This is a genomic window from Verrucomicrobiota bacterium (genome assembly GCA_019247695.1).
Taxonomy (GTDB): Bacteria; Verrucomicrobiota; Verrucomicrobiia; order Chthoniobacterales; family JAFAMB01; genus JAFBAP01.
Genome location: JAFBAP010000106.1, coordinates 24,172 through 34,963, shown reverse-complemented (window position 1 = coordinate 34,963; position 10,792 = coordinate 24,172). Strand labels below are relative to the sequence as shown.

Sequence of the window (10,792 nt, the reverse complement as noted above, 5' to 3'; positions counted from 1 at the left end):
GACACTCGCACCCACCCCCCACGATGCCACTCCGAACTCGGCACCCGACACTCCCCGCTTCCATTTGTGGCATTTTTCCGCTTGCAGCATTTGCGGCATTCTCTTCCGTCCCGAACTCTTTCCCGTCTTCCCGCCGTGGTCGCCGTGTTCCGCCGTGTTCGCCGTGTGAACTCTTACGTTGTGCCCGCCGTGCGACCGACACCCGTTACCGGGTTAAGGAGCAATCCGGGGCGTCGCAGCGAACGGGTTGCTCAGGAACGGACGTGAAATCCGGACGTATTTGAATTGGGCGACAAAACCCGAATGGCCCATCGCCACCAAGCCCAGCCGGGCCTGCGACCCAAGTTGATGATCCCAGGTGCCGCCGTGCACCCAATGCGTGCCGTCCTGGCTCGTGTACGCGGTATAAAGTTCCAGGCCGTTCCAGTCCCGTCGCACAATTCGCAGGTAGGTGTCCTGGCCGGGGGTGCCCACCACCGTGTTGCCGTACCGCGGGTAGCCTGCGGGAACCGGTTTGAGTTCTTTACCGAACTCGGTCTGCCGGGTTTCCCAGATCGACGTTTCGGTGAGCTTCAGGTAATTGTCGTCATCGCGGTAAAACACTAATCCGGCCTGAGCGTAGTTATAGACCTTGCCGTCATCGGGAACGTTCAGGCTGAGCCCGGTTTCGATAACGACGTCACCCGGCGGGAGATCCCTGAGCAAGACCGAGGCCGTGTTATTGTCCACATTGAGGTCTGCGGCCTGGGTGTTGAAATGCAGGGCGCCCCCTCCTACAAAATACGCTGAGGGATCCGGTTGGCGTACCCAGGTCCAGTCGGGCCTGAGCTGGCTACCCTCGAAACTATCGAAAGCCAGCGTCTCGCGGGGTTGATCGATCCAGTCCGGGAAGGGGATCACGGGCGCCGTCCAGTGCGGTTGGTTCGGCTGGGCCACCGGTGCAAGTTGCGGTTCGTCCGAGGCCCAGAAGCCGGCCCGGATCGAGGGCCACCCATCGACCCAATCCAGGCGGTCAATCAACGGGGGCCGCTTGTTGATGGATTCCACCGTGACGCTCCCGTCCGGATTAACGCGGACGAAGTAGGGATCGTTTTGATCGATGGCGTGGTAAATCAGCCAGTCCTGACCGGCGAAATCGCGCAGGTAATGGCCGTGGCCCGGGCCCACCCACCGGTTGCCGTTCATGCTGATGACCGGCGTGCCGCCGACAAAGCCGTCCAGCAACGAGTTGCCCTGGCGGTCCACGAACGGGCCGAACGGGTTGCGTGAACGGCCCGAAAACAGGCTGTAGCCGGTCAGGGGCCCATTGCAGCAGTTGGTTGCCGAAGCAATCAGGTAATAGAACCCGTCGTGTTTGATGACCGAGCATCCCTCATACCGATTGGGGATGGTGATCTGCCGTTCCGTAGCGGGATCCGCCGAGAGTCCGTCCGCAGATAATTCGCGTGCGGAGATGCCGCCGAGGTAGCTGCCGAAATAGAGGTAACGTTTGCCGTCGTATCCATCCACGATTTCCGGATCGTAGGCCCAGCGAGGCGCTCCGTTTGTTCCCAAGCCGGGTTCCGGGGCGACCAGGGGGCGGCCGGAATCCGTCCACGGACCATGCGGCGTGGGCCCGGTAGCCACCCCGACGGCACTCCCGCCGCCGGCAACGTTGGCATCGGTGACGGTGAAATAAAGGCAATAACGCCCCTGAGAGTAAATCACCCGGGGCGCCCAAAGGAGCGCGTCAGGTTTGGCCCAGACCGGCAGCGTGGGAAGCGCATCGCCCTGGTATTCCCAGTGGATGAGGTCGAGCGACCGGTAAGTGGGAATACGGTGCAGGATCAGGTTACCATTCTCGTCACGATCGGAATCGGTCAACGGATCAGCGGTGCCGAAAAGGTACCAGGCAGGGTCGCGCGGGTCGTTGGAATGAACGTTTGAGGGATCCGCGCAGGTTTCAGCCCGGCCGCCTCCCGGCAGGTTCAGGATGAGGGGGTTCCGATAAAAAGCGGGCCCGTGCAGCGGCGCGATTCCGCCGCCCGATTGTGAAAAGGCCGGCAGGCCGCTGATGAGGCTGAGCAGCACAGCCAGCCACAGGATGGATGGCCGTACGGCGGTGCGTGATCTGCGGGGAAGTACGCGGTCCCGGGGACGTCTGGAGAGCCTCATGCGAGCGGTTTCGGGGGGTAATTACCGGAATGTTTGAAGGCTCTATAACGATGGCGCGCCCGTTTGTCGAGCCCGCGATGGGCCGTGCGCATGTTTCCAATACACGTGGACGGCTCCTGCAGCAGCCGGGGTGGCGGGTCGTCCCAAAAAAAAGGCGGGATCACGGCCACACTGCGGTGTGACGGTGATCCCGTGCCGTATGAATTTATGATTTAAAATCTCCCGTTAATCATCGCCGGCCTTGGTCCGGTTTTCTACGTGCGTTGCGGAATCACGCCGGCGGCCTGCGCAGATCGTCAGGGCTTTCTGGGAGCCATCGGGTTCGGCGGAAAACCGCCGGGTTTGGTGGTCGTCGCCGGCGTGTTCGTGCCGGAGGGCTGCGCGTTTCCGGACTTGTCAGGTTTGGCGGACGGCGGCGGACGGTTCGCATTAAGTTTGCTGATGACCGATTCGCTGAAATCCAGCGTATTGCCTGAGGAGTACACGAGTACCGGCACGCCGAAATTGAGGCTCTGGCCGGACTTGTCGAAAACCAGGTCAAAACTTTGCGCTTTCACCTGGTCATTCACCACATGCATGATCTCCTCGATGATGCCCTGGCGCATGCGGTTAACCTGCTCCTGCAACTGCTTCTCACGGGTCGCACGGAACTCGCCGATTTCTTTCTCCAACCCTTTGGTCTCGGCGATCTTTGCATCCCGCTCCTGCCCTTTCTGATCCTTGCTGGCGGTGCTCAGCTCGGGCCGGTTCATTTCCTCGTTGAGCTTATTGATCGAGTCGAGGTTCTTCTTGTAAAGATCCATTCGCTGATCGAGCTCCTCCTTGTAGGCCTTTTGGGCATCGGTGAGTTTTTCTTCAGCGTCCCTCGTTTTATAATAAGCGGCGAAGACCCTTTGCATGTCGATCGTGCCAACTTTCAAATCCGCGTTAGCCGGCACGGCAAATGCAAAAGTTGCGGCGAATAGTCCGGCGGCCGCCAAAGAAAACGTTTTTTTCATAGGATACAATTGCTTACTTCTTCTCGGGAGAGGTTGTTAGGTTTGAGTTGGACCGCATGCGCCTGGTTTCGTTCAAAACTGGTAGCCCACACTGAACTGGAATCGACCGCTCGAACTGTTGAAGCGGTCACTCTGGATCGGTATGCCGTAGTCGATTCGAAGCGGTCCGATCGGCAGATTCAGGCGCACACCGAAGCCGACGTCTGAGTTGACGTTGCCGGTGCCAAAATTCCAGGCGCCGGCATTCACGAACCCGGTGTCGTAGAACACGGCGACGCGCACCCGCTCGATGACGGGAATGGTGTATTCCGCGGTGAAGCGGGCCATGGAGAGGCCGCCGATCGGATCGCCCTCGGCATCCTTGGGTGAGACGTAGCGGAACTTAAAGCCGCGCAGGGTATCTGCGCCGCCGAGGTAAAGCCGATCGTAGAGCGGCACGTTGGTGCTGCCGTTATACATATCCACGCCTGCGACCTCGGCATTGAGGGTCAGGATTGTATCGAACGGGAGGTGGAAATATTGCGCGGCGTTCAAATCGAAGCCGTAGATATTCACGTCGCCGCCGAGGGGACCGCCGGAAATGTATACCGCAGCGTCGATGCGGGTGCCCTTGCGCGTAAGGAACGCACTGTCGCGCTTATCGTAGGTGAGGCTGAGGGTAACGCGGCTTTCAAGGTTGTAACCTGCCTGACTGGTGATCGCCGGATCCGTCGAGGTAACGCCGTAGATCTCCACGTTCTCAAGCTGGTACTGCAGCTTGGCAGCCAGGAAAGTCGTGATCGGCTTGCGCAGGAAAACGTCGAATCCGTACTCCTTCTGGTTATACACGTCGCTGGTGTACTGCAAGTCCCGGTAGAAGGCGTCGAAGCCGAGCGCCAACCGCTGGTCCAGGAAGTAGGGTTCGGTAAATGACAGCTCCACGTCCTTTTCTTCGGTGCCGATCTGCGCGCGCAGACGAAACTTCTGGCCGGCGCCGGTGAAGGTTCTCCAGTTCGTGATGTCGAAGTTGCCTTGTGAAATTTCGCCGAAGCCGAGGAGACCTTCGGTCGAGCTGAACCCGGCCCCGAAATTCAGGTTGCCGGTCTTCTTTTCCGTCACGACGACGTTAAGGTCCTTGCGGCCGGGAACATTGGTGTCGCTGGCGTAGGTATCGACGCGTTCAAAGTACTGGAGACCTTCCAGGCGCTTTTTGCTGATCTCAACCCGGACGGTGTCAAACACGTCTCCGGGGGCAAGGACCAGCTCGCGACGGATCACCTTATCCCTGGTTCGCGTGTTGCCGCTGATGTTAATGCGTTCGACGTACGACTGAATCCCTTCGTCAATTTTGTAATGCAGGTTGACGAGACCCGGGCCGCCCGGAGTCGTTTCGACATTCACCTTGGCGTCGGCGTACCCCGCCACCCCGTAGGCATCCTCCACGGCTTTGATGTCCTTCTGCAGCTTCTGCGGCGAGAAAACCTTGCCTTCGGTGACCTTCAACACCTTGCGAAAATTCGGTTCAGAAACGACGCGCAGCCCTTCTACCGTGACGGTGCCGACCCGGTACTGAATGCCTTCAGTAATGTAGAACGTGATGTCGACCTGCTTCTTGCGGGTGAGCCGGTCGACTCGTACGTCCGTGATCTGGGCGTCTTCATAACCGTTATCCTGATAAAGCTCTTTAATCTTCTGAATGTCGTCATCGAGCTGGCGGCTGCTGAAGCGCCCCGCACCGGTGATAAAGCCGATCGGGTTGTTCGGCTTCGTGGTCATCACTTTGCGGAGCTGTTTCGCCTTCAGAGCGCGATTGCCGACGAAAAAGACCCGGTGAACCGTTCCTTTGGCGCCTTCACTGATCGAAAAGGTTACCGTCGCTGTGCCGCGATCTTCATTCACGTCGGTCTTGTACTGGACGTCGACGTCCGGAAACCCGCGTTTTTGGTAGAGTTCAACCACCTTCTGGCGGGCCTGCTCAAGCTGCTGCTCTTCCAGGGGTGAATTGATTTTGAGATTGAGCTCGCGCCGGATGCGCTTGCGACTTACCAACTGGTTGCCGAGGATGTTAACGTAGGAAAGGGTTACCCGCGTCTGCACGACGACGATGACCTTTACACCATCGGGCAACGGTTCACCGTAAATACGCACGTTCGTCACCAACCCGGTGCCGTACAGGCTCCGGACATCCTCTTCGACCGTCGCCTCGGAGTAGGGCTGGCCAACGGTGGTCCGCATGTTGGAGAGGATGCGCTGGCGGCTCAGGGTCGCCGGACCGGCGTATTGAATCTCAATCTGACGGACGATGGGCGCTGCCTGCGCCGGCTGGGTTCCCCCGCGCGATCCCGGAGGCGGCGGCGCGACCGGCGCGGGCGGTTGCGATTGCGATTGCGGCTGCGGCACGGAGGGAAGGGTCGGCGGCGGCCCTGGCTGCTGAGCTCGCACCGATAAAGCCAGGAAGGCCGATGATGCCGCCACGACGATCCAAAGTCGACTGAGGGAGAACCAGAAATTCATAAGGTGGGTAGCCGAAGCCAGCGACGAGAAAGATCGCGGTATTGATGACGAGGATGCCCGAAACGTCAACGAAAAACGGACGCTGAATTCCCCGGAGGCCGGGGGTCGAACCGACGCGCACGCCTCACGGGACGGCTTACCCGGTTTTTAAATGTAAACGCAACGCGCCGTAGCGTTCAGACCTCTTTGGAGCGCTCAACCCGGCAGCAATTCGTACCAGTTGTTTCGGGTCCGCGCCTGATAGCCGGCGTCATTGATCAGCCGCTCAATTTCCTGGCGGTCGATCCGGAAGGTGGTCCCGGCTTTGCTCACGACGTTTTCTTCCATCATCACCGAACCAAAGTCATTGGCGCCGTAGCGGAGCGCCACCTGGCCGATCCGGGGTCCCTGCGTGACCCAGGAACTTTGGAGGTTTTCAATGTTATCGAGGAAAATGCGAGCCAGCGCCTGCATCCGCAGGTATTCCGCCGAACCGACCGGAGTCGCTTTCAGGACGACGTTTTCCGGCTGGAACGTCCAGCAAATAAAGGCCGTAAAGCCGTGCGTTTCATCCTGCAGATCGCGCAGCCGCTGCAGGTGCTCGATCCGGTCCTCCACCGCCTCGACGTGCCCGAACATCATGGTTGCGCTGCTGTTCAGGCCTTCTTCATGCGCGATCCGCATCACCGCCAGCCATTGCTCGGTATTGCATTTGAGCGGGGCAATCCGGTTGCGCACCCGGTCGACCAGGATTTCCCCGCCGCCCCCTGGAATGGATCCCAGACCGGCCTTTTTGAATCGAACGATGACCTCGCGCAACGGCATTCCGAACACCTGCGAAAAATGGTTGAATTCGGGAGGGCTGAACGCGTGGATGTTGATCTGCGGGTATTTCTCCCGGATGTGGCCCAAGAGGTCCAGGTAGTAATCGATGCCCAGTTTCGGATGATGGCCGCCCTGCATCAGGATCTGCACACCGCCGATCGCGACCAACTCATCGAGCTTGCGATCAATCTCATCGAGGCTGAGCACGTAATGGTCTTCGTCCCGTTCGGTCCGGTAAAAAGCGCAAAACTTGCAATAGACGTTGCAGACGTTGGTATAATTGATGTTGCGATCAACGATGTAGGTGACGATCTCGTTACCGGCGCCGCCGTACGCGGTCTGCTTGGCCAGGTTACGCCGGAAATCGGCCAGCGTGCCCAGTTCCTCCAGCGGCAGCCGGTAAAGGTCCAAAGCATCTTCGCACGTTATTCTCTCACCGGCCAGAACCCGGTCGACCACGCCAGAATCGGAAGCAATCACGTTCATTGGGCAAGCCCCCTTGCGAGGGAATCCCTTATGCTATAGGTCAGCTCGGGCGCAGGATCAATCGAGAGAATCTCGATCCGGGCGATCAACGCCATTGATCCGATCTTGGTGGCCGGATAAGGTTGTTTCCGGGGCTGAAGGGTGCATTGTTCCAACCTCCTGAATTTTAGTTTTTTGTGGCCGAAAATTTCTATCAGCAAACTCTGCAGTCCCCCAAGAATGCGTTCGACTTTTCGCTTCGTCCGCCGCTCTTCAGTGAATTTCAAGGGCAGGCGCGGGTGCGGGAACGATTGGAACTCATGGTGGAAGCTGCCAAGCAGCGGGGCGACGTCCTTGAGCACGTGCTCCTGATCGGGCCGCCCGGCTTGGGCAAGACCACGCTTGCGTTCATCCTGGCCAATGCCATGGGCTCCAACATCCGGAGCACCAGCGGGCCGATGATCGAGAAGGCCGGCGATCTCGCGGGGATCCTCACCAACTTGGAGCGTGGCGACATCCTTTTCATCGACGAGATTCATCGGCTGCAGGTGTCGATCGAGGAATACCTCTACCCGGCCATTGAAGATTTCCGGCTGGACATCATCATTGACCAGGGACCGAATGCGCGGAGCGTCCGGCTGAACCTGCCGAAGTTCACCCTGGTCGGTGCCACCACGCGGGCCGGGCTGATAAGTTCACCGCTCCGTTCACGGTTTGGGATGACCAACTACCTGAACTATTACGGCGTGAAGGAGCTGACCCAGATCGTTGAGCGCAGCGCCGGGCTGATCCAGGTAGAGATCGATACGGAAGGCGCGACCGAAATCGCCACCCGATCCCGGGGCACGCCGCGGATCGCGAACAACCTGCTGCGCTGGGTTCGTGATTACGCCCAGGTTCGGGGCTCCGGCAAGATTGACAAAGAGACCGCCGACCGAGCCCTGAACATGCTCGACATTGACGACGACGGCCTGGACGAGATGGATAAACGCATCCTTGAAGCCCTTGTGGTCCGGTTCCAGGGCGGCCCGGTCGGCATCAGTTCTCTGGCGGTCGCCGTCGGCGAAGATGCGGGAAGCGTCGAAGAGGTGAACGAACCTTACCTGATCCAGATGGGCTACATCAAACGGACCCCGCAAGGCCGGGTGGCGATGCCGAAGAGTTACCAGAAACTCGGGCTCACCGCCCCGCGCGGGGAGCAGGCCGAGATGTTTTAGCCGGCAACGCAGCCGGCGCAGCGCCGCGGCCGCGGCCGCGCCGGCTAGCGAGCGAGCGCTACTCGCGCTCGCGAGCCCGCCGCCGGGGCGGCACCGGCGCGGTCTGCTCAGCCGGTTGGTCATACTTGATCGTGCTCGGCCAGACCAGCCGCCAGGGCTGAGTCTTGAGCCGGCCGCTCAACTCGCTGAAGTCGGTTACAATGGTGTTCAGGCGCGGCAACGCGGTGCCCAGGGTACCATGCAACTCGCCCAAAACCGATCGTAGCCGTTCGGATGACGCGTTGAAGTTGGCCAGCGTTTTCTCGAGGTTGTTGTCTTTGTCCAACTGCGCCGTCGCATTCTGGACGTTGGTCAAGGTATCCTGCAGCTTGCTTAAGGAGGTGTCGATCGCGCCGCCCGCGCCCGTCATTCCTTTGAGGTTATTACCGATCGCGTCGAAGTTTTTGATGGTGCCGACCAACGGCGAATCGTCGGCCATCAGATTAGTCAGATTCGAGGCGGCACGTTGCAACTCGGCAAGGGTCGACTCGGCCTGCGTGAGGGCCGGGTTCAGCCTCTGAATGATCTGGGGCCCGAGTTCCCCCAGGTCGGGCGCACGGCCGCCGACGAAGCTGTCGTTCGGCTGGGCCAGGCCCGAGAGCGGATCGCCGTTGGTAAAATCGATCACCAGGTCAGCGAGCAACCCGAACGTGCGCATCGTCACGTTGGTTTCCTTGTAAATCTGCGAATCGGACGCGACCTCAACGGTGACCACCGCTTCGTAAGTCGGATGGCCGGGCGGCCGCTCATTGAGCGGCACCGGCGATTGGATGCTCCGCACCGTCCCGATCTTGCGGCCGGCGAGCATGACGGTCGCCCCCGGTTTGATGCCTGCAGCGTTATCAAAATACACCCGGTAGAAATGCAACGGCCTGAATAGGCCGGGCGCAGACAGGTAAAGCACCACCCCCACCGCCAACCCAAGGGTCAGCAGGACCAGGAGGCCGGTGCGAACTTCATTTCGAATGATCTGCATGGCTTGTAATCCCCTCGGTAATCGGACCCTCCACCTCCCCAGTCACAAACTGGCGGACGATCGGATTACTCGATTTTTTAAAATTTTCCGGGAGGTCGTCCTGAATGATTTTTCCTTGAAAAAGCATGGCCATGCGCGTGGCGACCCGGAACGCACTGTCCATTTCATGGGTAACGATGATGGAAGTGGTGTTCGTCTGTTCGGTCAGGTTGATGATCAATTCATCGATAACCGAACTGATCACCGGATCCAGCCCGGCGGACGGTTCATCGAACAGGATCAATTCAGGGTCCATCATCAACGCCCGGGCCAGGCTGATCCGCTTGCGCATGCCGCCGCTCAGCTCGGAGGGGAGTTTGTCCTCGGTACCGCTCATCCCGACCGTGGCCAGTCGTTCCTCAATCATGGCATCGATTTCGCCCTGGGACTTTCGCGTCAGTTCTTCCAGCGGTAACGCGAGGTTCTCGCGGACGGTCAGCGAACTGATCAGCGCCGAGTACTGGTAGACCATGCCGATGCGCGACCGGAGCCGGTTCAGCCTGCCGCGGCCCAACCGGTTCACCCGCAGGTGCCGGTAGAGCACCTCGCCCCGGGTCGGCTTCAGGATGCCGAGGATCAGGCGGAGCAGGGTGCTTTTGCCGCCACCGCTCTGTCCCATGATCACGAGACGATCGCGCGGCTGAACGGCCAGGTTGATGCCGTCGAGTACCGTACGATCCCCAAAGTTCAGAGCAACATCCTTCAGCTGAATCAACGGGGTATGGGCGCTCATCCGGTGATTTTGGTAGCTATGACGTTGAACAAGGTGTCAAACCCGATCACCGCAGTGATCGCGATCACGACGCTGTCCGTCGTCGCCGTTCCGACCCCTTCAGCGCCGCCCTTGACGGAAAGACCTTTGAAGCAGGCAATCAACCCGATCAGAAGGCCGAAAAACATGCCTTTGAACAGCCCGATGACGATGTCGCTCACCAGCAGGCTGCTGAGGGCGGCATCGAAGTAGAAGGCCGGCACGAGATTCAACGTCATCCAGGAAATGAGGGCTGACCCGATCAGCGCCGCCACGCAAGAGACGACCGAGAGGCAGGGCAACAACCACGTGATCGCCATAAGCCTGGGCGCCACCAGGAACCGCAGCGGACCGATGCCCATGGCCTCGAGCGCCTCAACCTCTTCAGACACCTGCATCGTGCCTAATTCGGCGGTGAACGCCGCCCCGATGCGCGCCGCCAGCACGATACCCGTCAGCAACGGCCCGAGTTCACGGGTGAATGAGATCGCGATCAGGGTGGGCACGAGGCGCTCCGTGCCGAACTTTTGCAATTGGTAGCCGGTCAGCAAAGCCATCGTCAGGCCCAGGAAGAAGGAGACCAGCAAAACGAGCGGCACCGAGCCTACCCCGGTTCGTTCGGTCTGGGCAAAGAACGCCCTCAACCGGAACGGAAGCCGGCCGCGGCGAACATTATCGCCCATTTCCTCAATCGTGTTCAGGAGCAGCCAGAGGATGCTGCCGATATTGACGAGGGCGATTTGCGTGAAGTTGCCTATCTGGTAAAGCAAGGTGTCGTATCCAGGGTCCGGTAAAAAATCGGAGCCTACAAGTTGACGCTACTCCGAAGGGCGGCAACCCTAGGCTCCGAGTCGAA

The 10,792-nt window shown here is 59.8% G+C and carries 8 protein-coding genes; 1 reads left to right on the top strand and 7 read right to left on the bottom strand.

The genetic code is table 11. From position 1 onward, the window contains the following. Positions 1-213 precede the first annotated feature (213 nt). From JO015_11935 to mqnC, 4 genes are all read right to left on the bottom strand, one after another. Positions 214-2,154 (bottom strand): family 43 glycosylhydrolase, encoded by a 1,941-nt coding sequence (locus JO015_11935; protein ID MBV9999807.1) that lies wholly within the window; start codon positions 2,152-2,154, stop codon positions 214-216. A gap of 296 nt (positions 2,155-2,450) precedes the next feature. Continuing rightward, the gene (locus tag JO015_11930) at positions 2,451-3,152 is read right to left on the bottom strand and encodes an OmpH family outer membrane protein (protein MBV9999806.1); all 702 of its coding nucleotides are present in this window, start codon (positions 3,150-3,152) and stop codon (positions 2,451-2,453) included. Positions 3,153-3,224: 72 nt separating this feature from the next. Continuing rightward, on the bottom strand, positions 3,225-5,645 hold the full coding sequence (bamA, locus tag JO015_11925) for an outer membrane protein assembly factor BamA (protein MBV9999805.1): 2,421 nt from the start codon (positions 5,643-5,645) through the stop codon (positions 3,225-3,227). Between the two features lie 195 nt (positions 5,646-5,840). Then, positions 5,841-6,935 (bottom strand): dehypoxanthine futalosine cyclase, encoded by a 1,095-nt coding sequence (gene mqnC / locus JO015_11920; protein MBV9999804.1) that lies wholly within the window; start codon positions 6,933-6,935, stop codon positions 5,841-5,843. A 176-nt stretch (positions 6,936-7,111) separates the two neighbouring features. On the opposite strand from mqnC, the gene ruvB reads away from it, so the two are divergent. Further along, the gene (gene ruvB / locus JO015_11915) at positions 7,112-8,131 is read left to right on the top strand and encodes a Holliday junction branch migration DNA helicase RuvB (protein ID MBV9999803.1); all 1,020 of its coding nucleotides are present in this window, start codon (positions 7,112-7,114) and stop codon (positions 8,129-8,131) included. 58 nt (positions 8,132-8,189) lie between these two features. On the opposite strand, the gene JO015_11910 is transcribed toward ruvB, so the two are convergent. The 3 genes from JO015_11910 to JO015_11900 are packed head-to-tail and all read right to left on the bottom strand — an operon-like array spanning position 8,190 to position 10,706. Beyond that, the gene (locus tag JO015_11910) at positions 8,190-9,146 is read right to left on the bottom strand and encodes an MCE family protein (protein ID MBV9999802.1); all 957 of its coding nucleotides are present in this window, start codon (positions 9,144-9,146) and stop codon (positions 8,190-8,192) included. Next, on the bottom strand, positions 9,127-9,918 hold the full coding sequence (locus JO015_11905) for an ATP-binding cassette domain-containing protein (protein ID MBV9999801.1): 792 nt from the start codon (positions 9,916-9,918) through the stop codon (positions 9,127-9,129). The genes JO015_11910 and JO015_11905 overlap by 20 nt, the downstream gene beginning before the upstream one ends. After that, positions 9,915-10,706 (bottom strand): ABC transporter permease, encoded by a 792-nt coding sequence (locus JO015_11900; GenBank protein MBV9999800.1) that lies wholly within the window; start codon positions 10,704-10,706, stop codon positions 9,915-9,917. The genes JO015_11905 and JO015_11900 overlap by 4 nt, the downstream gene beginning before the upstream one ends. Positions 10,707-10,792: the final 86 nt, after the last annotated feature.